This is a genomic window from uncultured Sphingomonas sp. (genome assembly GCF_936927845.1).
Classification (GTDB): domain Bacteria; phylum Pseudomonadota; class Alphaproteobacteria; order Sphingomonadales; family Sphingomonadaceae; genus Sphingomonas.
This window is the reverse complement of sequence record NZ_CAKZHV010000004.1, coordinates 1-22128: the sequence shown is the minus strand read 5'-3', so window position 1 is coordinate 22128 and position 22128 is coordinate 1. Positions and strand designations below refer to the sequence as shown.

The window sequence follows — 22128 nt, the reverse complement described above, 5'->3', positions numbered from 1 at the left end:
TCAAACGCTTTCTACAAGATCGCGTCAGGCCGGCGTGACATGGTCGAGAATTAGATCGAGCACCCGTTCGCGCTCGGCATCAGTCAGGCCGAGCAACACACGGCGGGCATAGCGAACCTTCGGCTGACCAGGTGCGGGCGCGTCGGAGAGGCCGAGCTGGTGGATCGCGGCGATGCGCGCGGCGCGACCGCCGAAGCCAACCCACACCTCGTCGCCGTTCCCGCCTGCGCGCAGGCTCTTGGCCATGCGGAGCTTGCGGAACATTTTCTGTGCGCGAAGCCGACCTTTGCTGGCACGCAGCTTCTTCGGCCGGCGCGGCGCGAAGGCGGCGCCGTCGGGTTCCTGCTGTCGGCCGATGCGATCCGACTGGCTCTTGCGGATCTCGCGGCCGATCGCGCGCATGAGCTTCGACCGCTCGGCCGCGCCAACGCGCAACAGCAGGTCGCGGCATAGCTGCTCGATCGGGGCGAAGTCGTTCACGCGGTCACCAGCTCAAGCGGGGCGTCGCTGGCGTCGATCAAGCCCGCCCACATCTTCGTACCGGTCGGCACGCCGGCGAACGCGTCGGTCATCATGGGCTCGGGAAGGTGCGTGACCCGCAGCCCGCGCGGCTGCTGCTCGACGCGCACCAGCTCGGTCAGCGCAAGCGTGATGGTGATGTCGCAGGTGTCGGCGTCGAGGAGTTCGGACTCGAAGGTAAACGGCTTGCGGTCGCCCTTTTCGAAGAGATCGGGCTGGTTTGCCGCGATCCAGGCGAGCAGGGGGGCGACCAGCGTGTCGATGCTGGCGCCGAAGTCCTGCACCCAGATCGAGGCGGTGTAGCCGTACTCGAACGATAGCGACCCCGCGCGCACCGCTACGTCGCCCTTGTCGACGAAGACCTCCATCTTGGACGGATCGGCCTTGATGACGGCGACGGACGCGATCAGGTGCGCGCGCAGGTCGGCGAGCTTCTTCACTTCGGGCTCGCGCAGGTGCCCGGCGAGGTCCACTCGATCAGACGATCAAGCCGCGATGCGTTGGCACCAAATGCGCGCGCCATGCGGATGATGCCGGCGCGGAGCTTGGTTGGGATCTGCGCGACCAGGTCGGCGTCCTCGGGCAGGCCGGTCGGGCGCTCTGCGCACGCGAGCAGCTCGGCGGGCGGCGTCTGCCTGACCGGCACCACGATCGGCACCGGCTTCTCCACCTCAACGGGCGAGCGTGGGGCGCAGGCCGGCAACGCCGTTGACAGCAGCAGTCCACTCACGATCAACGAGGTTGCGGCGTTCGGCTTCGGCATCGGCGTTCTCCATGCGGTGCGCGGCGTCACGCGCGGCTTCGGCCGCGGCGCGGGCGGCGAGGTTATCGGCGAGCTGGCGCGCGTCGTGCGCGGCCATTGCCTTGGTAAGCGTCTCTGCAGAGGCGGTGGCGGTGTCGCTCTCAAACTTGGACAGAGCGGCGATGCGGGACTGACACGCGACACCCCGCGCCAGCTTCCCCTCGGCCGCGAACGGCTGCCCTGCCGCGGTGCACAGCAGCTCGGCCGCGTGCTGCAAGCTGTCGCGATCATCACGTGCATTGCGCATCTGCACGTACATCCAGCAGCCGGCGACCGCGACCACGAGCAGCACGAGAAAGCCGATCTCGGCCTTCATCTTGGCGAGCAGCGCACGCATCAGCGCACCGCCTTAACGCGGGCGTCGAGCGTGGCGGGCGTCTTGCCGGCGACGATGCCGGTGACGCACGCCTCCCATGCGCGCCGCCGCCGCAGCTGCAGGCCACGTACTACCTTGCCGCCTGCGCGGTTGAACTCGAGCAGCTTGTCGCAGAACGGGCGCCACGTGCCCGCCGCGGCGAGGCGCGGCAGGCTGGAGCGGCAGACGCCGGCGGTACCGACGTTATAAGCAAGGTCGATCGCGGCTGCCGCCTGGTAGGGTCGACCGTAGAGCGACGGTATGCAGGCGATCACCGGCTCGGCGTGCGCCACCAGCTCGCGCTCGTTCATGGCATCGCACTCGGCAACGGTGAAGCGCTGCCCGGCCTTCACACCGCGCGTGACGCCGTCGCAGGCGGTCGCAACCTTCACGATGTCGAGATAGGCGGCGAGGTGCTGGTTGCCGCTGACGTGGCGAATGGTGACGCTCTGGTCGGGGTTGATGGTCGCGGCGACGGTGCGGCCGCTCTCCTCACGCGGCACGCCGACGAACAGCAGCACCGCGCCTACCGCGGAGCCGATCACGGCAGCGAGCTTCTTCGGCGCAGGCTTTCGCGTGGGCGCGGGCGCGGGCGATGCCGCGGGCTTGTTGGTCATTGCGGATCCTTTCGGCGCAGGAAGGGCACGGCGTTGCGCAGCGCGTCGGGCAGCCCGACGACGATCTCGATCACGCCGTCGCGGAAGCGCGGCGCGGCCTTGAAGGCGATCATGCCGAGGGTGAAGGTGACCGCCTGCTCGACATACGGGTCGGGTGCTGTGTGCCAGTAGAAGGCGCAGGCGGCGATGAAGGCGAGCTTGGCGAAGTAGCTGACCGTCACGCCGACGACGAACTGCATGCAGCCGGTGCGCCAAGTGAGCGCTTGTTCGTAGGCGAGGCTGACCGCGGCGCCGAGCGCGGCCGGCAGCAGGCCGATGAGGAAGACGAGCATGGCAGCGCCGGCGTCGTGAAGGTGCTTGTCCATCGTCAGTTCCACAGGTTGACGACATCGGTGCGCACGCTGGTGGCAGGCGCGGCGATGGCGGGCAGGTTGACGACGAGACCCTTGGGCAGGGTCGGGCCGAGCGCGGCTATGCCGGGGTTGGCGGCGAGCACGGCGGGCAGATCGGCGGGGCCGAGACCGCGCTCGCGCCAGATCAGCGCGTCGAGCGTGTCACCCTCGCGCGCGCGCGCCGTGTCGAGCGGAGCGCCGGCCATCAGATCAGCTCCACCGCGACGCGGGTCACGTCGAGCATGTCGCGGATGGCATAGAGCGAATCGCGGCGCAGCTCGCTGACGCTCGGGTCGAGATCTTCGGCCTTGCGGTCACCGCGCGGTGTCAGCTCAACGTCGCGGTAGCGCTCGACCAGCTCGGCCTTGGCCAGCGTGAAGACGGCACGGCGGTAGAGCAACTCGAGGCGGCTGGTGCCGTCGATCTTCGGTGCGGGCACGTCGGCGAGCCGGGTGTGCCCCGATGCGCGCTGTGTCACCGACCAGGTGGCGAGATCGCGGCCCACACCCATGATCGCGGCGATCAGCGCCTCGCGGGCGCGCGGGTCGGTCACGCTCTCGCGCACGCGCAGCTGCTCGCGAAATGCCGCGGGGTCGACATCGGGGAAGAAGCCGTCGTTGACGATCAGCGCGGCGGGCGGCGCGTCGTCGTCGGGCAGGACGGTCGCAATCAGATCGGTCAAGCGACACGCTCCGCCACGAGCATGGACGCCTGCACGAAGGTGAGCAGACCGACCAGAATGAGCGCGATGCCGGCTGCACGTGGCGGCAGCTCGACCGGACGATCGCTAGGCGACGCGATGATGGCGATGACAGCGCCGGCAAGCACCGCGAACGCGCCCAGGCCGAGCAGCGCGACCAGTAGGAGAAGGGCGAGAGTGGCGATCATGGTGCGGTCCTTCGAAGTTCACGGGGGTGGGGACCGGGTCGAAGAGCGGCCCTGCAACCCGAAGGTCTCCCGCCTCGCGCGATCCGTCCCCGAGCGCCGGGGGCGAGCTGGTCAGCCGGACGTGCCGGCATTGTCCTGGTCGGATATGGGCAGGGCGGCGAGCGCCTTGCGCAATCCGCGAATGTGCGTCTTCACGCCGGAGCGGTCATGCAGCGACTGCGCGCGCTCGAGCCGCGTGATGGCGTTGGTTATGGTCGGGCGGGCAAGGTCGGCCTCGGCTTCGCCGGCGGCGTGGACTAGCTCGACGCCGATCGCCTTCTGCAGCTTCGCCTGCACCTCGTCGTGCATGTCGATGCCGGCGGTCAGCTCCTCGATCCGGTAGAGCAGGTCGAGCGGAAAGCGCATGTCGAGTGCTTGGTCGCGCATGGCGGCTTCGGCGAACTCCTCGACCAGCAGCGTCGCCGCGTCGCGCTTGAACCGGGTCGGCAGCTCGATGTGGAAGCGCAGCACGTGCTCGGCCAGTTCGAGCGCGCGCGCCCAATCGCCGACATCGATCGACCACACCATGATCGTCGGCAGCACGTCGTCGGCGTCGGTAGCGCCGAGCTGGTTGCCGATCGTCATGCGTCCGGCCTCGAGCAGTCCGTCGCACCAGGCGCGGTATTCGGGCAGCATGTCGCGCTTGGCGAGGATCTTGGCGCTAGTCGCCTTGATTTGCTTCAGCCGCTGCGCGTCGTGGCGCAGCCGTAGCTTGATCTGCCCGGCTGCCGGATCGATCGACGTGCGGCGAGCAGAGGAGGGGGTGAGCCCGCCCCCGGAGGCAGGAGCAGACGCCGATTGCAGTGCGAGAGTGCGATCCCGGTGCTTGAGAGCGAGGCTCATGGCGTGTCCTGTGGGGGCGGGCTACGTCGGGGAGCGGCGCTTACGCGCCGGCGGGCGCCTCGGGCGCCGCCTCCATCTTGATGTTCTCGTAAATCGCGATCAGGCCGTAATCCTCGACGACATAGGCCTCGTTGACGCTCTCGAAGTTCTCGACTTGGTCGCGCTTCGGATTGTCGATGATCGCGCGGCGACGCGTCTCGTCCTGGTTGTAGATCGAGAGGTTGTCGTAGGTGGTGATCACGACGGTACCCTTGGGGAACGACGGCACCACCGCGGCCAGCTTGCCGCCGATCTTGTCCTGCAGCAGCAGCACGTCGCGCGCGATCTGCTCGGTTGCCTTGTCGCCAGCGGTGTTGATCAGCGCGAACTTTTTCGCGTGGACCAGCTCGTCGCTGACCATGACAACGAGGTCGGTGCGCGAGCGATGCTGCTCATCGAGTAGCTGCAGCGCGTCGAACACCAGAGCATCGAGGTTGACGTAATCGGCAGTGCCGGTCGCCGACACGAAGATCGCAGGCTTGTGCCCGGCCTGCCCAGGGTCGCCCGAGTGCTCACCGTCCGACACGATCCGCGCCGGCGCGTCCTCGCGCGTATGCTGGATCCAGCCCTTGTTGACGTCCTGCAGCAGCGGGAACGCGACGCGATCGGTATCCTTCGCGACGTGCGTGCCGTTCCAGCCGATGATCATGCGGTCGAGACCTTGGCGCTTGACGATCGCATCGCGCACGATGGTCTGAAACTCGGGCCGGTGCGCCCAAGCGTCGAGCTTTGCGTAGGATATCGCGGTGTCGAAATTGGTCTGCTCGCAGCGATAGCTGGTCGCGGTCAGGCCGGTCGGGTCGATCGGCTGGCGCTCGCCCTTCGACGTGTCGGTGCGCCCGGCGATCGAGGACGTGATGCCGACGCCGACCTTCTGCCCTTCCTGCTGCGCGACCGTGACGAAGTTGATCTTGGTCAGGAACTCGCTGGACTGTTGGGTCTTCTCCTCCAGCTTTTGCGCGATCGAGGGGTCGACGGTGAACTTCTCGGCCGCGCTGGGCACGGCGGAGAGCAGCGCGATTTGGCTGACGTAGGCGGTGAAAGCGATGCGGGTCTTGTTGCGCATGGTGTGTCCCGATGGTGCGAGGAGAAGGAGGGCGGTCGCTGCCGATCAGCAGTCGGTCTTGAGGCCGTCAGCACCGCCGGTCGCGAGCTGACGCGGTGCGTTGGGCGCCTCGGTGTTCGACAGGCGCGTCGTGAGCGCAGTGAAGTCGCCCCGCATGCTGCTGATTTCACGGTCGACCTTCGTGTTGAGCGCGGTCAGGCTGGCGTTGATCAACCCGAGTCCCTCGGTCACCTGTGCGAAGTTGTCGTTCGCGGGCGTGGTCGAGCCGGCGGGCGGAGTGGGCGGCGTGACGACGGGCGGCGTCGCCGGTGCGGCTTGGGTCGTGCCACCCGAGGTGAACCGCTCGAAGAACGACTTCATGGCAGCGAACGCGCCAACCGCTGCTGCATCGGCCTGCTCGGTCGCAGCCGGCACCTCGAGCGCGAACTGGTTCTCTTCCGACGCGGAGAAGAAGTTCGCGGGGTCGGACTTCCGTGCGTCCCACATCGGCTTGAACGCCGAGAATTTCAGCGCCTCGGTGCCAAGGCTTGCGGGGTTGTCCGTGATCGCGAGGCCGACCAGGCCGAACTTGCCCGTCTTCGCGAAGTCCGGCTGGAACTCGCATGAGGTGAAGATCTTCTGATCGGCCTTGATTGTCGCGACCATCTGATCGTTGGCGTCGAACTGACCGTACAATGCACGCTTGGTCTGCGCCTTACCGTCGATCTCGATGCTGAAGTCTTCGGCTTTCACCGCCAGCACGGACCCATAAGCATTGAACGGCGGTTGCGGGCTGAACCCCCGAATGTGCTCGCAGTTAATGCGCGCGGTGTACGTCTCGGTGTTGTAGGCGGCTGCCGACTGATCGATCATGTCGCGCGTGATCGTGCGGCCGTCGGTCGCGGTAGCGCCCTCGACGGCGATGCGGAAAAAGCGGGTCTTGGCCATTGTCGGTCTGGTCCTCGGGTCCGGTAAAGACACGCGGCGAGCGACCGCGTCAGCGTCGCGAACAGGGACCGAAGGGCGCGGCTTCTCAAGCGCGCCCTCTTGTTGAATTGCTTTCTACAAGAGCCGGCTAGGGCAGGGCGCGCGGAGCCGTGGCTAGGCTCCGGCCCATGTCGATCCTCGCCGATCCCCTGACACTCGCCCCCGAGGACCGCCGCCACGCGGCGCGCAGCCTGTATTGGCGCGGGTGGAGCTACGGGCAGATCGCCGACGAGCTGCAGCTCAACCGCGACACAGTGAAGAGCTGGGGCAGGCGCGACCGCTGGGATGACGCGCCGTCGATCCGCAAGCTCGAGGACTGCCTCGAGACGCGCCTGATGGTGCTGATCTGCAAGGACAAGAAGACCGGCGGAGATTACACCGAACTCGACGCGTTACGGCGGCAGGTCGAGAGCCTGGCAAAGGTACGCCGCTACGAGGCGCCGGGCGGGCATTCGGGCGACCTTAACGACAAGGTCGCCAACCGGAACGCGGGCGAACGCAAGCCGAAAGCGAAGAAGAACCACTTTACCGCCGAACAGGCCGAGCGCCTGCGCGAGATCTTCCTCGACCAGCTCTACGGGTACCAGGAGGCGTGGTTCGCCGCGCTGTCGCAACGCACGCGCATGATCCTGAAGTCGCGCCAGATCGGCGCGACCTACTATTTCGCCTTCGAGGCGCTGATCGACGCGATTGACACCGGGCGTAACCAAATCTTCCTGTCCGCGTCGAAGGCACAGGCGCACCAGTTCCGCTCGTACATCGTCGGGTTCGCCAAGCTGGTCGACGTGACGCTGACCGGCGATCCGATGCTGATCACGTCGGAGCTGCGTTCGGCCGACGAACCCGCGGCCGAGCTGCATTTCCTCGGCACCAATTTTCGCACCGCGCAAGGGCGGCACGGCAATTTCTATTTCGACGAGTTCTTCTGGGTCCACAGCTTCGAGGAGCTGAACAAGGTCGCCTCGGGCATGGCGACGCACAAAAAATGGCGGAAAACTTACTTCTCGACGCCATCAACCGTGCTGCATCCCGCCTATCCGTACTGGACCGGCGAGCGGCGCAATCGACGCCGGAAGAAGGAAGACCGTGTCGAGCTGGACGTGAGCCATGCGGCGCTGGTGACCGGCGCAGTCGGCCCGGATCGGATTTGGCGCCACATCGTCAACATCCGCGACGCGGAAGAAGCCGGCTGCGATCTGTTCGACATCGCCGAGCTGGAAGACGAATATGCGCCCGACGAGTTCGCCAACCTGTTCATGTGCGACTTCGTGGATGACAGCCAGTCGGCATTTCGGTTCAACGAGCTGGTCAAATGCGGCGTCGACACGCTGGAGGCATGGCCCGACTTCGACCCCGACGCGGCGCGGCCATACGGCGAGCGCGCGGTGTGGGCGGGGTATGATCCGCAGAACAGCGAGACCGGCGACAATGCGTCGCTGACGATCGCAGCCCCGCCGAGCGCGCCAGGTGGCACGTTCCGCCTGCTCGAGCGCCATTCGCTGCGCGGCATGGATTTCGAGCAGCAGGCGACGTTCATCACCAACATCCTGTCTCGCTACAATTGCACCTACCTCGGTGTCGACGCGACCGGTATCGGCGCCGGCGTCTACCAGCTGCTCGCCAAGAGCGGCGTGCGCGGCGTGACGAAGATCGAATATTCGATCGAGCAGAAGCAGCTCATGGTGATGAAGGCGCAGAACGTCGTCAGCCGCGGGCGCCTGGCATTCGACAGCGGCTGGCTCGACGTCATCTCGTCGTTCGTCTCGATCAAGAAGACGATTACGCCGAGCGGGCGCAGCCTGACCTTCAAGGCCGGCCGCGGTGGCGAGGACGGCCACGCCGATCTCGCCTGGTCAATCATGCACATCCTGTTGAACGAACCGCTGGACGGCAAGGAACGCCCGACCGCGACGATGGAGATCTTCTGACATGGCGAAGCGGAGCCGGGTGCGCGCACTGGCGCGAAGCGAGGCGCACGAGGCGGCGATCGGCGCGGTCGAGCACCAGGTAAAGCCGGGACCAGTAGAGGCGTTCTCGTTCGGCGATCCGGAGCCGGTGCTCGACCGTCGCCAGATTCTCGACATGGCGGAATGCTACGCCAACGACCGCTGGTACGAGCCACCGGTGTCGCGCGAGGGGCTGGCGCGCGCGTTCCGCGCCTCGGCGCACCACAGCAGCGCGATCGAGTTCAAGCGCAACCTGGTCGCGGCCTCGCTCGAGCCGACGCGCTACCTGTCGCGCATCGACTTCATGAAGGCGGTGCAGGACTATCTGATCTTCGGCGATGCGATATTCCAGCGGCACGACAACGTCTTCGGTGAGCCGCTGCGCGTCAGTCACGTGCCGGCGAAATACGGGCGGCGCGGCGTCAAGCCGGGAACGTTCTTCTTCGTCCAGGGCGCGCTCGGCTCAACCGAGTTTGCGGCCGACAGCGTCATTCAGATCATGCAGCCCGACATCAACCAGGAGGTCTACGGCGTGCCGGGCTATCTGTCGGCGCTGCAATCGGCGTTGCTCAACGAAGCGGCCACGCTGTTCCGTCGCCGCTATTACCTGAACGGCAGCCATGCCGGTTACATCCTCTACGCCACCGGTGACTTCCAGAACGGCGACACCGACGCGATGCGGCTGGCGCTGAAGAACTCGAAGGGTCCGGGCAACTTCCGCAACCTGTTCGTCCACGCGCCCGGCGGGAAGGAGGCCGGCATTAAGGTGATCCCGATCGCCGAGGTGGGCGCGAAAGACGAGTTCCTCGGCATCAAGTCCGCGACGCAGGCCGACGTGCTCGCGGCTCACCGCGTGCCGCCCCAGCTGCTCGGCATTGTGCCGGCGCAGGGGTCAGCGTTCGGCAGCCCTAAGGATGCGACTGCGATGTTCCTTGAGCTGGAGATTGAGCCGATCAAGACGGCGCTGCTCGAGCTGAACGATCGGCTGGGCGTCGAAGCCGTCCGTTACCGCGAGCGCGCGCCGCTCGAATAGTTTCTGCGTCCGGTCCTGGTGACCGGGCGGGGGAAACCGGGTTGCAGCCTGGTTAAACCGACGAGGGATGATCTCGCCACGACACGATCGGCCAACCGGCCGTCCCGCGCCCGATTCGCTCGGGCGGGATCATAGATGCGAGATTTTCCTTAATGTCATGTTCTATTTCCGTTCTCCCTGTCGCACCCGCTGCCGGGTACATCGGCGGCAAGCGCAACCTCGCGCGCCGCGTCATCGCGCTGCTGGGTCAGATCCCGCACACCAGTTACGCCGAGCCGTTCGTTGGCATGGGTGGCATCTTCCTACGCCGGCCGACCCGCCCCGCGGCCGAGGCTATCAATGACGTGTCGGGCGACATCGCCACGTTCTTCCGCGTGCTGCAGGAGCACTATCCCTACTTCATCGACATGCTGCGCTGGCGGGTGGCGAGCCGGGCCGAGTTCGAGCGGCTGCGCGCGATCCCGGGCGATCGGCTGACCGATCTGCAGCGCGCGGCGCGTTTCCTGTATCTGCAGCGGCTGGCGTTCGGCGGGAAGGTCGAGGGGCGGCATTTCGGCGTCGACAAAGGGCAGGGTGCCCGGTTCAATATCGGCAAGCTCGAGCCGATGCTCGCGGACATTCACGAGCGTCTGCAGGGCGTGGTGGTCGAACAGCTCGGCTATGCCGACTTCATCCGACGCTACGATCGCGACGGTGCACTGTTCTACCTCGACCCGCCATACTGGGGCTGCGAGACGGACTACGGCCAGGACGTGTTCGGCCGCGCTGACTTCGCCGCGCTCGCCGAACAGCTCGCCGGCATCAAGGGCGCGTTCGTGCTGTCGATCAACGACACGCCCGGCGCACGCGAGACGTTCGCGCGGTTCGACATGGTCGACGTGCCAGTGACCTACACGATCGGCGCCGGCGCAGCGAAGAAGGTGGGGGAGCTGATCATCAGCAACCGGCCGATCACGAGGGACCGCGCGGCCTGACCCGCGGCGCGGTCGGGTCGATCGGGGCGGGGTGGCAGGTGCCCCCCGGCCTGGTCGACCCGTCGACTTGCACCCCTACGAAACGCGCTAATCCCCCCGCCTCGCCCCCGTTCTTTCTAGGTCGGAAAAGGTGCACCGGCCGACATCGGGCAAATCGGCCCAGGAGCTAGGCTTGTTGCAGCGTCTCGGCGGGTGCGCCTGGGTGCAGTTGGGTGCACCTGAACGCGGTTTTCGTCACGCAGACGGCAGAACGCAGCCATGTGCAAGGCGAATGCGCACGATCGCCCTTCGAGAATGGGGTAGGTCCGGGAAAAGGGTAACCTCGGTAATCTGACCCAAAATAGCCAGCTAAGGCACTGATCCTGCTTGACTTTAATGTTACCGAGAAAGGGTAACCTCGGGGTAACCTGATCAAGCGACTTTGGTTACGTCATTGATTTTGCGCCGTTTTTCCCAACGTCGAAATTACCCCGAAGAAGGGTAATCAGGTTACCTTTAGATTACCCTTTTGGTTACCCCATAAGCCGTTGATTTCACTCGCATGTTACCGATGTTACCCTTTTCCCGACCCTCACCTAAAGTGTGGCGCTGCCGCCCGCCCTCGATGCCGCACCAGCGCAGCCGAACAGCGCTACAGGTGCAAACCTGCACCGAGTGCGTCGGTGGTTCAATTTGAACCAGGGCGTTGCAGGCAGGACGCGAAACTGCGCTTTTTAGCCGCCAAATTCCGCGCAAAAAACGCCAGAGCCCGCAGAAATCCTAGGGGGCTAAGCGTTTACACCGAGTAGGTCGGCGGTTCGAACCCGTCAGCGCCCACCACCATGCCGTAGCGCGCTTCTAGGCGCAGCTCGGCTGCGACCGATGGCGCGCGGGCCGCTGCGGGCAAGGCGGCTGTCCTACACACCCGCTTCCTGTCACCGCTCACGCCGGATCAAGCGATGGGAGCTCATGGATGCGCGAGTTGGTGGAACGCAGGGTGGACGCGAGCGGCCGGCCGTGCGCGGTGCCGGGGGGAATGCGGGCGAGCGGACGCAGCGTGACGGTCAACCTGCGCGAGTCGCCGCTTGCCTGGCTCGCCGCGCGGAGCCTCGTCACCGCGCGGCAGAACGAGGCGGGGGAGCGGTTGCGTGCCGATTACGAGACCGCGGCGATCGCGCCCGCGGTCACGATGCGCTGGGAGGCGCGCGTCGATGGCGGCACGCGTGACGGCCTCACCCCGAGCGAGCGGCAGCTCGCGGCCAAGCGCCGCTTCGACGGCGCGGTCGCGGCTGCCGGACGCGGGCTGTCCGACATACTGTGGCGCGTGATCTGCGCGGGCGAGGGGCTGCCCGCGGCCGAGCGCGATCTCGGCTGGCCCGCACGCAGCGGGCGGCTGGTGCTCGGGCTCGCGCTCGACCGGCTTGCCGACCATTATGGACTGCATGGAGGCGAAGCGCGCAACCAGGGCGGGGTTGCGCCGGTTGGAGGTTCGTGACGATAGGAGCCGACATGACTACCACCTCCGCTGCTGCGCGTATCCGCTGATGCTGGTGCGCTTCACCAAATGCCATGGCTCCGGCAACGATTTCCCGCTGATCGACGGGCGCGACTGGATATTGTCGGACGGCGAATGGGCCAGCTTGGCGCGCGTGCTCGCGGCGCGTGACGGGCCGGTTGGTGGTGACGGCATCCTCGCCCTGGTGCCCGGCGACGATGCATCGGCGTTCGGGATGCGGATGTTCAACAGCGATGGGTCGGAAGCGGAGACGTGTCTGAACGGGCTGCGCTGCGTCGCGCGCGCGGGCTTCGCCGCGGCTGAAGTCGAAACGGCGACCGCGCGGCTCAAGACCTCGCACGCGCAGGTCGAGCATGTCGGCGACCTCGCATCCGGCGTCTACACGGTGGCGGAAACCGGGGGCCCCGCCTCGCTCGCAACCGCCGACTGGCCGATCCTCGGCGTGTCCGATCGATTGATCGACGCGGTCGTGCCCGGCTTGCCGAGCACGCGTTTGTTCACCGCAGTGTCGATCCCCAACCCGCATTTCGTCACCTTCGTCGATGCGATCGACGAGGTCGAGTTGGTCGCGGTCGGCGAGGCGTGCGAAGCGGCACCCGCCTGGCTGCCCAATCGCGCCAATGTGTCGTTCGTGGAAGCACGCGGGCCCGACACGTTGTTCGTCCGCACCTTCGAGCGCGGCGTCGGGCTGACCAATAGTTGCGGCAGTGCGATGGCGGCGTCCACCTATGCCGCCTGCGTGACCGGACGCATCGAGTTCGGCCACGAGATCGTGGTGCTCAATCGCGGAGGCATGGTCCGCGCGCGCGCCGAGGTCGATGCAATGGTGACGCTGCACGGCAATGCGACTTGGGAATGGGAAGGCGAGGTCGAGGTCGATCTCGCCGCTGAGCGCGCGGGTAAAGTGACGGTGCTGCACCGCTACGACGACGAGGTCGCGGCGTGGCGCGCGGTCGCGGAAGCGGCGCGGGACAAGAATTGACGCTTGCGCCGCCGGCGTGAGGTGCTGTCCGTTCCGTGAGAGACCGCACACGGTGATACGGCAGGCCTGACGCTGTCTGGTTTGCATACCTCTGTATTTCATCGGCGGTGCAGTGAACCTCGCCCCAGACCCGCGATGACGCCGCGCTGATGCGGACGACCGGCTCACCCCGATGTGCGCTACCGCTCCGAACGCGGTGTCTTGCGCGCCGCCGCCGTTCGGGCATGTTCGCGCTCGCCTCGATCATGGAGCTCGCCTTGCGTCCGACCCCCGCCTCCTTCGTCACCGCCCTCGCGACCACTGCCTTGCTGCTCGCCATACCGGTCGCCGCGCCCGCGCAGGATAGGCCCGTCCCCGCCGCCGACACCGCCAACCGCGCGTTCACCGGCCAAGATCTGTTCGGGCTGCAGATGGCGAGCGATCCGCAGATCAGCCCGGACGGGCGCACGATCGTCTACGTCCGCCGCTCGGGCGACGTGATGACTGACCGGATGCAATCGTCCTTGTGGCTGGTTGATGTGGCGAGCGGGCGTCAGACGCCGTTCGCCGCCAGTGGTTCCTCGCCGCGCTGGTCACCCGATGGCACACGTATCGCCTATGCCGCGGGCGACGGCGACAACAGCCAGTTGTTCGTCCGCTGGCTGGCGACGGGCGCGAGTGCCAGGATCACCGCGCTGCCGGGCGATCCGGGCGCGCTCGCCTGGTCACCCGATGGCCGCCGACTCGCCTTCACCGCGACCGTGATGGGGGAGGGGACGAAACTGGGCCGCGCGCCTGACAAGCCCGAGGGCGCGAAATGGGCCGAGCCGCTCCAAGTGATCGACCGCATCACCTACCGCGCCGATGGTCCGGGTTACATCAAGCCGGGGCGCGATCACGTGTTCGTCGCGGCGGCCGACGGCGGTGCGGCGCGGCAATTGACCTTCGGCAGCTACGACGATGCCGGGCCGCTGTCGTGGAGCGCGGACGGGCAGCGTATCCTGTTCGCGGCGATCCGCGGCAAGGATGCCGACCGCCGCGTGATGGACAGCAATCTCTACGCGGTCGACGTCAACTCGGCCGTGCTGACGCAACTGACCACCCGCGACGGCCCCGATGCCTCCCCGCGTTTCTCCCCCGATGGCTCCCGCGTCGCGTGGCTCGGGTTCGACGACGAGCGGCGCGCATACGAGAACAGCGAGATCTACGTCGGCGATCGCAGTGCCGCGAACGCGCGTTCGCTGACGCACGCGCTCGATCGCTCGGTCGAGGACGTGCAATGGGCGGGGAACACCCTTTACGCCTCGTACGATGATCATGGCATGCGCAAGGTCGCGCGCGTGGGCGAGGGCGGCGGCGTTACCGTGCTTGCCGACAATCTGAAGGGCGGCGGGCTCGACCGGCCATACACCGGCGGCGACTTCTCGGTCTCGCGCGGTGGCGTGGTGGCCTATACCGGCGGCGATGGCCAAGCGCCGGCCGATATCTGGGTCGTCTCTGGCGGCAAGCCCAGGCGACTGACGAACCTCAACGCGACGATGCTGGAGGCGAAGGCGCTGGCGCCGATCCGCAAGCTCGCGGTCACTGCGCCCGACGGTCGCGCGATCGACGCCTGGATCGCGACCCCGCCGGGATGGCAGCCCGGTCGCCGCGTGCCGCTGATCCTCGAAATCCACGGCGGGCCGCAATCGGCCTATAGCCCGAGCTTCGCCAGCGACGTGCAGCTCTATGCCGCCGATGGCTATGCGGTGTTGTGGACCAACCCGCGCGGCTCGACCAGCTACGGCGCCGAGTTCGCCAATCTGATCGACAAGAACTATCCCAGCGCCGATTACGACGATCTGATGGCGGCGGTCGACACCGCGATTGCGGACGGCACCGCCGACCCGGACAATCTGTTCGTCACCGGCGGGTCGGGCGGCGGCGTGCTGACCGCGTGGATCGTTGGCAAGAACAACCGCTTCAAGGCGGCGGCGACGCAGAAGCCCGTCATCAACTGGATCAGCGAGGCGCTGACCATGGACGCAACGCTGTTTACCTCGCGCTACTGGTTCAACAAGCTGCCGTGGGAGGATCCGATGGATTATTGGCGGCACTCGCCCTTGAGCCTCGTTGGCAACGTGAAAACGCCGACGCTGGTGGTGGTCGGGAGCGAGGATTACCGCACCCCGGTGTCGGAAGCGGAGCAATATTACGCCGCCTTGCAGATCCGCGGCGTGCCGACCGCGCTGGTCAAGGTACCGGGTGCGAGCCACGGCGGCTTCACCGCGCGGCCGAGCCAGTCGGCGGCGAAAGCGTCGGCAATCCTCGCCTGGTTCGATCGTTATCGCGTGACGGGCGCACCCGCGCAGGCGACGCCCGCGCAGTAAGGTGAGCGGCCCGGCCTTACAGGTCGGGCAGCATTTGATCGGCGACGCCCCAGCCCGACAGCGCCGGCGCATTGGCGCGCGCGGTCAGCTCGGCGGCGTCGCCGACGTGCCAGTTCGCTGCGGTGTCGAGGTCGCGCAGCTCGCTCCACGTCACCGGTGCCGCGACCGGCGCACCGGCGCGCGCGCGCGCGGAATAGGGCATGATCGCGGTCGATCCGCGCCCGTTGCGCAGATAGTCGATGAAGATGCGCCCCTTGCGTTTCGCCTTGCTCATGGTGGCGACGAAACGGTCGGGGTGGCTTTGCGCGAGTGCGCGCGCGAAGCGTTCGGCGAAGTCGCGCACTGCGGGCCATTCGGCGCCCGGCATCAGCGGCACCACGACGTGGACGCCCTTGCCACCCGACAGGAGCGGGAAGCTGGCGAGGCCGATCTCCCCCAATTGGTCGCGCACGAACTCGGCCGCCTTCTTTGTGTCGCCGAAGTCGAGCCCTTCGTCGGGGTCGAGGTCGAAGATCATCCGGTCGGGCCGCTCCAGCGCGTCGACGCGCGATCCCCAGCCGTGGAACTCGATCGTCCCCATCTGCACGCAGGTCAGCAGCCCCGCGGCATCGTTGACCCACAGGTAATCCTCGCTCGACCCGTCCTTCTCCTCGATCGCGACACGGTGTACCGCCTCGCCGAACGAGCCCGCGTCGTGTTTCTGGAAGAAGCATTGTTTCGCACGTCCCTGCGGGCAGCGCACCAGGCTGATCGGGCGGTGACCGGTCCAGGGCAGCATGATGGCGGACATCGTGGCGTAATAGTCGGCGAGGTCTCCCTTCGTCACGTGTCCGTCGGGGTCGATCACGCGGTCGCGATTGGTGATCTTGACCGCTGGGGTTGCGGACGTGTCGGCGATCACGTGGGTTTGTTCCAACACCACCTCGCGCGCGGGCTTGTCACCGCGCAGGCCCAGGAAGCTCGGGTGGCGCAACAGTCCGTCGGGCGTCGCCTCGGTGAAGGCGATCTCCGCGACCAGATCGGGCTTCACCCACTGCGCGCCGCGCACCATCGCGCGTGGCGCGTCGACCGGCGCGGTCTTGCGCACGCGGGTGTCGAGCTTCGCGCGCAGCTCCGTCATCAGTGCCTGCGTGAAGCCGGTGCCCACCTTGCCGGCGTAGCGCAGCTTGCCGTCCTCGTGCACGCCGAGCAGCAGCGACTTGAACCCGCGCTTCTTGGTCGACGGCAGCCAGCCGACGATCACGAACTCCTGCCGCCGCGTGCATTTGATCTTGAGCCAGTCGGACGAGCGCCCGGCGCGGTAGGGCGCGTCGGCGCGTTTCGATACCACGCCCTCCAGCCCCTCGGCGCACATCTTCTCGAGCAACTGCTCGCCGCTGCCAACGACGTGCTCGGCGTAATGGAGCCGTGCGTCGTCGCCGATGATCGCCTGGAGCCGCGCCTTGCGCATTGTCGTCGGCAGCGCCGTCAGATCCTCGCCATCGAGCGTCAGCAGGTCGAACGCGAACATCGTCATGTCACCGCCCGACGAGATCGCGTCCTTGAGCGTCGAGAAGTCGGGGCGCCCGTTCTTGAACGCGACGATCTCGCCGTCGATCAGCGCGGAACGCACGTCCAGCGCCGCAGCGGCTTCGGCGATGCCGGGAAACTTGTCGCTCCAGTCGAGGCCGTTGCGGGTGAACACCTTGGCCGTGCCGCCCGCGACCGCGACCAGCGCGCGGTAGCCGTCATATTTGACCTCGTGCAGCCACGCCGATCCGGTCGGCACCGTGTCTACCAACGTGCAGAGCTGCGGTTCGGTGAAGGCGGGCAGGGTGGCGGCTTTGGTCGCCTTGCGCCCAGCCCTTCGCTTCTTGGGCGCTTTGTCCTCGGCAATCTCCTGCATGGTGCGGCCGGTCGACACGCTGGTCAGCGCGGTCTCGACCAAGAAGTCGGTGCCGCCGGCCTCCGCGTCGCCGATCTTGCGTAGCAGCCAGTTCTCGCGCTTCTCCCTGGCACGTGGCTTCAAGCGGATCAGCAGCCACTCGCCGCGCATCCGCTCGCCTTCCAGCACGAAATGGAGGTGCCCGGCCTCCAGATCCTTCGCGCTCTTGCCCTTGATCGGCGACCAGGTGCCGCGGTCCCATAGCATGACGGTGCCGCCGCCGTACTCGCCCGCGGGGATCGTTCCCTCGAACGTGCCATAGTCGAGCGGATGGTCCTCGGTCCTGACCGCCAGCCGTTTCTCGCCAGGATCAAGGCTAGGCCCGCGCGTCACCGCCCAGCTTTTCAGCACCCCGTCGACTTCGAGCCGGAAGTCCCAGTGGAGCCGCGTCGCGTCGTGCTTCTGCACCACGAAGCTGTTGCCGTGACCCTTTGCGAGCGTACCCGCGGGCTCGGCCGTGCGCGTGAAATCGCGCTTGGCGTTGTAGCGGGCGAGAGGGTCGGTAGCGGCCATCGCGGCGTCAGGCGCGCTTCTTGGCCGGCGCCGGCTTCTTCGCCGCCGGTTTCTTGGCGGCGGGTTTCTTTGCTGCGGTTTTGGCCGAAGCCTTTTTCGCCGGCTCGCCGCCCGACTTGCCTTCCATCGACTTCTTGAGCGCCGCCATCAGGTCAACGACGTTGGACGCCGAGCGGCCGCCCTCATCCTTGTCCTCGATGATCTTGGTCTTGCCCTTCGCCTTGCGCTTGCGTTCGATCAGCTCCTTCAACGCATCGACGTAGCGATTGTGGAACTCTTGCGGATCAAACGCGGCGGTCTTGCGGTCGATCAGCGCCTCGGCGAGGTCGAGCAGCTCGGGGTCGGGCTTGGTGTCGGCGATCTCGCGGAAATAGCCCTGCGCCTTGTTGACCTCGTCGGCGTAGCGCAGCGTCTCCAGGATCAGTCCGCGCCCGCACGGTTTCAGGCTGACGATATATTCGCGCCCGCGCATCGCGAGCTGTCCGAGGCCAACCTTCTTGGTCCGCCGGAGCGCCTCGCGCAGCACGATGAACGCTTCCTCCGCAAGGTCGTCGGCGGGCACGACGAAATAGGGCTTCTCGTAATAGAGTACGTCGATTTCGCTGCTGTCGACGAACTGCGTCAGCTCGAGCGTCTTCTTCGATTCGAGTTTCACCGCATCGATCTCGTCCTGTTCGAGCAGGACGTACTCGCCTTTCTCGACCTCGAACCCCTTGATGATCTCATCGGGGTCCACCGGGCCGATGCCCGGCGCGACTTTCTCGTACTTGATCCGCTCGCCCGAAGGCTCGTGGATTTGGTGGAACGCGATCTGCGCGCCCGACTTCGTCGCGGAATAGATCTCGACCGGGATCGAGACGAGCGCGAGCCGTATCTGCCCCTGCCAGTAAGCGCGCGCGGCCATGTTCCACCCCTCTCGTTGCGTAAGCGATTCAAATCATGGGCGAAGGAGTCGTTCCGCGCCGCGCATGGGAGTTGTTCCCGCTTGCCCGATGACGCGGTTGTTCCGCACTGATGCAGGTTGCGCTATGGGGGGCGGATGAGTGACGATCCCTTCGCGCTGTTCGATGCCTGGTATGCCGAGGCGCGGACAAGCGAACTCAATGACCCGAATGCGATGGCGCTCGCCACCGCCGATGCCGCCGGGCGCCCGTCGGTGCGGATGGTGCTGTTGAAGGGGCATGGGCCCGACGGCTTCGTGTTCTACACCAACCGCGGCAGCCGCAAGGCCGAGGCGCTGGCCGAGAACATGCAGGCGGGGCTGCTGTTTCACTGGAAGTCGCTGCGCCGCCAGATCCGGATCGACGGCCCGGTCCGCTTCGCGAGTGATGCGGAGAGCGACGCTTATTTCGCCACCCGCAGTCGCGACTCGCAGCTTGGCGCCTGGGCGTCCGACCAATCGCGCCCGCTCGACACCCGCGAAACGTTCGAGGCGCGGTTCGAAGAGATGAAGGCGCGCTTCGACGGACAGGACGTGCCGCGTCCGCCCAATTGGGGCGGCTATCGCGTGACACCCGAACGCATCGAGTTCTGGCAGGACCGCGCGCATCGCTTGCATGAACGCCGCCTGTTCACGCGTGACGGCGACGCCTGGAGCGAAGGATTGCTGTTCCCATGACCGAGAGCGAACGCCGCCGGGTGATCCCGATCGCGATGCGCGCCGCACTGGCGAGCGTCGCGATGGCGCTAAGTTTGCTCGTCGTGAAGGGCTATGCCGCGTGGCATACCGGATCGGTCGCGATGCTGGGGTCGCTCGCCGACACCGGGCTCGACCTGCTCGCCAGCCTCGTCACGCTTTACGGCGTCAAGCTCGCCGCCGAGCCTGCCGACCACGACCACCGGTTCGGCCATGGCAAGGCGGAGGCGCTGGCAGCGCTGTTTCAGGTCGTGCTCATCACCGCCTCGGCGATCGGCATCGCGTGGCGCGCGGTGGAGCGTTTCTCCGCGCCGCAGGTCAACGAGGATGCCGGACTCGGCATCGGCGTGTCGGTGCTGGCGATCGCCGCGACGCTGGTGTTGCTCGCCTATCAGCGCAGCGTGATCCGCAAGACGGGGTCGGTCGCGATCCTCGCCGACAACGTGCACTATCAGTCCGACGTGCTGTTGAACGTCGCGGTGATCGCGGCGCTGGTGCTTGACCAATATGTCGGGGTGAAGGGTGCGGACCCGGTGTTCGGCATCGCGATCGCCGCGTGGCTCGCCTGGGGCGCGTTTCAGGCGTCGAGCCAGGCGATCGACATGCTGATGGACAAGGAATGGTCGGAGGATCAGCGCTCGGCCTTCATGGAGGTTGCCGCACGCCAGCCCGGCATTCGCGGCATCCACGATTTCCGCACCCGCCGTGCCGGCTCTCACGATTTTGCGCAATTCCACATGGAGGTCGATCCCGACCTGACCGTGCGGCAGGCGCACGATATCGTTGAGTCGGTTGAGTTCGCGTTGCGCCGCACCTTTCCCAAGGTCGAGACGCTGATCCACCTTGATCCCGAGGGGCATGAGGATACCGACAATCCCCTGGTCGAGGCTGAGGCGACGCCGCACTGGTTCGGCAAGCGGCTGTAAGAACCTGTCGCCAAGCGGCTGTAAGGACACGAGATGCGCATCCCCTTTTCCCAGGTCGACGCCTTTGCCGAGGAAGCGTTCACGGGTAATCCCGCGGCGGTGATGCCGTTGACCAAGTGGCTCGACGACGACACGCTGCTCAAGATCGCGGTCGAGAACAACCTGTCCGAAACCGCCTTTCTCGTCCCCGACGCCAGCGGTGAGGCGAATTACGAGTTGCGCTGGTTCACGCCGGGTGCGGAGGTCGCGCTATGCGGTCACGCGACGCTGGCGAGCGGACACGTCGTGCTATCCTCCGACACCGACCGCGCGAGCGTCCGCTTTCGTACGCGGCAAGCCGGCATACTCGAGGTCGCGCGCGACGGGCACCGCTACGCGATGGCGCTACCCGCCTGGGTGCCGCAGGCAAAGCTCTTGCCCGAGATCGTCGCCGGGCTGGAGCTGCCGGAAGGCGCGGTGCAGGAAACGCTGTGGCACGACAAAGGCTACGCGCTGGTCGTGGTGGAGAACGAACGTCAGGTGCGCGATTGCGCGCCCGACATGCGCGCGCTCGCGCCGCTTGGCCCATTTGTCATCATCGTCGCCGCGCCGGGCGAGACGACCGATATCGTCAGCCGAGTCTTCGTGCCCGCGTTCGACATCGACGAGGATCCGGTGACGGGCAGCGCGCACGCGGTGATGGTGCCGTACTGGGCCGGGCGGCTCGGGCGCGAGCGGATGAGCGCATACCAGGCCTCGGTACGCGGCGGGCGGCTGTCATGCCGGTTGGAGGGCGACCGTGTCGTGCTGGGTGGCGCGTGCGTGACCGTGATCGAGGGCACGTTCCTGCTGCCGTGAGGCGTTCGTGACAAATCTTTGCTGACGGAAGCAACCTAGGTTAGTTTTCGCCGTTCGGGCAAGTACAGTGAGCAGCGTCGCCGACCGGCGTCGCGCTCCATCGACGGAGTTGCCCGATGCGTCTGATCCTGTCCGCCGCTGCCTGCCTGGTTGCTACGCCTGCTCTGGCGCAGACCGCCGCCCCTGCAGGTGGGTTCCCCACCAACAGCGTTACCGACCGCGAGCATGGTGGGCCGCAGGCGGGGGCGCACCGCGCCTCGATCCAGGCGTTGCAGCAGACCTTGACCGAGCTCCAGCAGCTGCAGTTGCAGACCAAGCAGGCGCATTGGAACGTGTCCGGCACGCTGTTCTACCCGCTGCACGAATTGCTCCAGGACCATTATGAAGGTGTCGGCAAGTACGCCGACGAGGTCGCGGAGCGACTGCTCGCGATCGGTGCCTCTGCCGATGGACGTGCCAACACGATCGTGCGCACCAGCCGCGTGCCCGAATATCCTGGCGGCTTCACCGACGATGCGCAGGTGATCGCGTGGTTCGCGCGCTATTACAAGGTGGTGAGCGACGAGGTCGGGCAGGGGATCAAGGCGTCGGAGGATGGCGATCCGACGACGTCGAACCTGCTCCAGGAGGTTCAGCATGCGATCGACAAATACCAGTGGCAGATGCGCGCGATGATCCAGCCGACGCCGACCGACCAGAACACCGGCGCCGACCTGAACGGCGGTCGCCCGATCGCAATGCCGCCGCGCACGGGTGGGTCGCCGCAGTAAGCGAGGTCCGACGCACGGACGCGGCGCCTAGGTGTTCAGTCCCGGCATTTGGTGGATCGGGTCGATGATGAACCGATCTGGCTCTGACGTCCAGATCTTGGCGATGCATTCGTAGGGGGTGAGGCCGCTGAGCGTCTTGAGCCGGCGGGCAAAGTTGTAGGCTGCCATGAAGTCGGCGAGGTGCGTCCGGAGCTGGTCGTGGCTCTCGTAGTGGAAGC

At 66.8% G+C, this 22128-nt stretch carries 24 protein-coding genes and 1 pseudogene; 10 read left to right on the top strand and 15 right to left on the bottom strand.

Going from position 1 to position 22128, the window contains the following annotated elements; all coding sequences use genetic code 11:
• Window positions 1-24: 24 nt before the first annotated feature.
• From Q0579_RS01340 to Q0579_RS01285, 12 genes are all read right to left on the bottom strand, one after another.
• Window positions 25-480, bottom strand: coding sequence for a phage virion morphogenesis protein (locus Q0579_RS01340; protein ID WP_298808354.1), 456 nt, complete (start codon window positions 478-480; stop codon window positions 25-27).
• A complete protein-coding gene (locus Q0579_RS01335) occupies window positions 477-959 on the bottom strand; it encodes a phage tail protein (RefSeq protein ID WP_298808351.1) in 483 nt (160 codons plus the stop codon). Before Q0579_RS01335 ends, Q0579_RS01340 begins: the two co-directional genes overlap by 4 nt.
• Window positions 956-1177 (bottom strand): hypothetical protein, encoded by a 222-nt coding sequence (locus Q0579_RS01330; protein ID WP_298808349.1) that lies wholly within the window; start codon window positions 1175-1177, stop codon window positions 956-958. Before Q0579_RS01330 ends, Q0579_RS01335 begins: the two co-directional genes overlap by 4 nt.
• Before the next feature lie 13 nt (window positions 1178-1190).
• A complete protein-coding gene (locus Q0579_RS01325; protein WP_298808346.1) occupies window positions 1191-1658 on the bottom strand; it encodes a hypothetical protein in 468 nt (155 codons plus the stop codon).
• The gene (locus tag Q0579_RS01320) at window positions 1658-2293 is read right to left on the bottom strand and encodes a glycoside hydrolase family protein (protein WP_298808344.1); all 636 of its coding nucleotides are present in this window, start codon (window positions 2291-2293) and stop codon (window positions 1658-1660) included. Before Q0579_RS01320 ends, Q0579_RS01325 begins: the two co-directional genes overlap by 1 nt.
• The gene (locus Q0579_RS01315; RefSeq protein ID WP_298808342.1) at window positions 2290-2658 is read right to left on the bottom strand and encodes a hypothetical protein; all 369 of its coding nucleotides are present in this window, start codon (window positions 2656-2658) and stop codon (window positions 2290-2292) included. Before Q0579_RS01315 ends, Q0579_RS01320 begins: the two co-directional genes overlap by 4 nt.
• 2 nt (window positions 2659-2660) lie before the next feature.
• Window positions 2661-2891, bottom strand: a complete 231-nt coding sequence (locus Q0579_RS01310) for a tail protein X (RefSeq protein WP_298808340.1) — start codon at window positions 2889-2891, stop codon at window positions 2661-2663.
• On the bottom strand, window positions 2891-3367 hold the full coding sequence (locus tag Q0579_RS01305) for a head completion/stabilization protein (RefSeq protein WP_298808337.1): 477 nt from the start codon (window positions 3365-3367) through the stop codon (window positions 2891-2893). Before Q0579_RS01305 ends, Q0579_RS01310 begins: the two co-directional genes overlap by 1 nt.
• Window positions 3364-3573 (bottom strand): hypothetical protein, encoded by a 210-nt coding sequence (locus Q0579_RS01300; RefSeq protein ID WP_298808334.1) that lies wholly within the window; start codon window positions 3571-3573, stop codon window positions 3364-3366. Before Q0579_RS01300 ends, Q0579_RS01305 begins: the two co-directional genes overlap by 4 nt.
• 111 nt (window positions 3574-3684) lie before the next feature.
• Window positions 3685-4455, bottom strand: a complete 771-nt coding sequence (gene gpM / locus Q0579_RS01295; RefSeq protein ID WP_298808332.1) for a phage terminase small subunit — start codon at window positions 4453-4455, stop codon at window positions 3685-3687.
• A 40-nt stretch (window positions 4456-4495) separates the two neighbouring features.
• A complete protein-coding gene (locus tag Q0579_RS01290) occupies window positions 4496-5560 on the bottom strand; it encodes a phage major capsid protein, P2 family (protein ID WP_298808330.1) in 1065 nt (354 codons plus the stop codon).
• A 45-nt stretch (window positions 5561-5605) separates the two neighbouring features.
• Window positions 5606-6487: a GPO family capsid scaffolding protein gene (locus Q0579_RS01285; RefSeq protein ID WP_298808327.1), complete on the bottom strand. Its 882-nt coding sequence runs from the start codon at window positions 6485-6487 to the stop codon at window positions 5606-5608.
• A 167-nt stretch (window positions 6488-6654) separates the two neighbouring features.
• Here Q0579_RS01285 and Q0579_RS01280 point away from each other — a divergent pair, with 167 nt between their 5' ends.
• The 6 genes from Q0579_RS01280 to Q0579_RS01255 all read left to right on the top strand — a co-directional run bounded on the left by Q0579_RS01280 (window position 6655) and on the right by Q0579_RS01255 (window position 15304).
• Complete coding sequence (locus Q0579_RS01280) at window positions 6655-8454, top strand: terminase family protein (protein ID WP_298808324.1); 1800 nt, start codon at window positions 6655-6657, stop codon at window positions 8452-8454.
• Between the two features lies 1 nt (window position 8455).
• On the top strand, window positions 8456-9505 hold the full coding sequence (locus Q0579_RS01275) for a phage portal protein (RefSeq protein WP_298808321.1): 1050 nt from the start codon (window positions 8456-8458) through the stop codon (window positions 9503-9505).
• A 152-nt stretch (window positions 9506-9657) separates the two neighbouring features.
• Entirely contained in the window at window positions 9658-10479 is an 822-nt protein-coding gene (locus Q0579_RS01270; protein ID WP_298808318.1) for a DNA adenine methylase, read from the top strand.
• Window positions 10480-11431: 952 nt separating this feature from the next.
• A complete protein-coding gene (locus tag Q0579_RS01265) occupies window positions 11432-11953 on the top strand; it encodes a DUF6456 domain-containing protein (RefSeq protein ID WP_298808315.1) in 522 nt (173 codons plus the stop codon).
• A gap of 49 nt (window positions 11954-12002) precedes the next feature.
• Complete coding sequence (dapF, locus tag Q0579_RS01260) at window positions 12003-12956, top strand: diaminopimelate epimerase (RefSeq protein ID WP_298808312.1); 954 nt, start codon at window positions 12003-12005, stop codon at window positions 12954-12956.
• Window positions 12957-13201: 245 nt separating this feature from the next.
• Window positions 13202-15304 (top strand): S9 family peptidase, encoded by a 2103-nt coding sequence (locus tag Q0579_RS01255; RefSeq protein WP_298808496.1) that lies wholly within the window; start codon window positions 13202-13204, stop codon window positions 15302-15304.
• A 16-nt stretch (window positions 15305-15320) separates the two neighbouring features.
• Here the strand turns inward: Q0579_RS01255 and ligD are convergent, their stop codons facing one another.
• Complete coding sequence (gene ligD, locus Q0579_RS01250; protein ID WP_298808309.1) at window positions 15321-17741, bottom strand: DNA ligase D; 2421 nt, start codon at window positions 17739-17741, stop codon at window positions 15321-15323.
• A gap of 7 nt (window positions 17742-17748) precedes the next feature.
• Entirely contained in the window at window positions 17749-18645 is an 897-nt protein-coding gene (locus Q0579_RS01245; protein WP_298808308.1) for a Ku protein, read from the bottom strand.
• Between the two features lie 135 nt (window positions 18646-18780).
• Here Q0579_RS01245 and pdxH point away from each other — a divergent pair, with 135 nt between their 5' ends.
• From pdxH to Q0579_RS01225, 4 genes are all read left to right on the top strand, one after another.
• Window positions 18781-19359, top strand: a complete 579-nt coding sequence (pdxH, locus tag Q0579_RS01240) for a pyridoxamine 5'-phosphate oxidase (protein WP_298808306.1) — start codon at window positions 18781-18783, stop codon at window positions 19357-19359.
• Window positions 19356-20303 carry a cation diffusion facilitator family transporter gene (locus Q0579_RS01235; RefSeq protein ID WP_298808303.1) on the top strand — a complete coding sequence of 316 codons (948 nt, stop codon included), beginning with the start codon at window positions 19356-19358 and terminating at the stop codon, window positions 20301-20303. Before pdxH ends, Q0579_RS01235 begins: the two co-directional genes overlap by 4 nt.
• A 33-nt stretch (window positions 20304-20336) precedes the next feature.
• Window positions 20337-21140, top strand: coding sequence for a PhzF family phenazine biosynthesis protein (locus Q0579_RS01230; protein ID WP_298808300.1), 804 nt, complete (start codon window positions 20337-20339; stop codon window positions 21138-21140).
• Between the two features lie 116 nt (window positions 21141-21256).
• On the top strand, window positions 21257-21910 hold the full coding sequence (locus Q0579_RS01225; RefSeq protein ID WP_298808296.1) for a DNA starvation/stationary phase protection protein: 654 nt from the start codon (window positions 21257-21259) through the stop codon (window positions 21908-21910).
• A gap of 27 nt (window positions 21911-21937) precedes the next feature.
• Here the strand turns inward: Q0579_RS01225 and Q0579_RS01220 are convergent.
• Window positions 21938-22128: pseudogene (locus tag Q0579_RS01220) on the bottom strand (IS481 family transposase); the annotation flags it as partial.